Origin of the sequence: Methylobacterium sp. J-043, assembly GCF_022829505.1 — a bacterium.
Lineage (GTDB): Bacteria > Pseudomonadota > Alphaproteobacteria > Rhizobiales > Beijerinckiaceae > Methylobacterium > Methylobacterium extorquens_A.
On record NZ_JAKSYB010000012.1, the window covers coordinates 1 to 805 of the forward strand.

Consider the following 805-nt stretch of genomic DNA (forward strand, 5'->3'; position numbering starts at 1 on the left):
GCACCCCTGATAAGGGTGAGGTCGGACGTTCGAGTCGTCCCAGGCCCACCATGATCAGGGGACGTAGCTCAGCTGGGAGAGCAGTTGCTTTGCAAGCATCAGGTCGTCGGTTCGATCCCGTCCGTCTCCACCATGTTTTTGGCTGATGGCGCGCTGAACAGAGCGTGACGCGGCGGTGGATTGACCCAAGATCCGGAGAGAGAGTGCAAGTTTGCCCTTGTTCGCGCTGAGCGCAGCAGGTGGCATCGATATGAACATCGTAAAGAGGGAATGTGACCCCGGGTCCTGCGAAAGCAGGGTGCCCGTTGCAGGTTATGTTCGGCAAGCATGTGATGCGGGTGTCCGAGAGGGCCCTGCATCACTGGTCTTTATCGTGACCGTGGCTGGGTGATCGGCAGCAGCATAGCTGCTGGCGATCACACCGGACATCGATCATGAGAGCGATCAAGTGCCTTAAGAGCATTCGGTGGATGCCTTGGCGCTGAGAGGAGATGAAGGACGTGGTACGCTGCGATAAGCCTTGGGTAGCTGCGAACGAGCTTTGATCCAGGGATTTCCGAATGGGGAAACCCACCTTCGACCTTCTGTATGGTGGTGGCAGGCTGACGCGAGTCGGTCTGGTGCTTCCATACAGTTGGTCAGATGAAGGTATCAAATCCTGAATACATAGGGGTTTGAAGCGAACCCGGGGAACTGAAACATCTCAGTACCCGGAGGAAAGGACATCAACGAGACTCCGTTAGTAGTGGCGAGCGAACGCGGATCAGGCCAGTGCTCTGCTTGAGATTACCGGAACGGTCTGGAA

At 56.6% G+C, this 805-nt stretch carries 1 tRNA gene and 1 rRNA gene; both read left to right on the forward strand.

The window, feature by feature from the left end:
* The first annotated feature begins 57 nt into the window (after positions 1-57).
* Positions 58-133 (forward strand) — tRNA-Ala (locus tag MKK50_RS00490).
* Positions 134-442: 309 nt separating this feature from the next.
* Positions 443-805: ribosomal RNA gene (locus tag MKK50_RS00495) — 23S ribosomal RNA — on the forward strand; the annotation flags it as partial.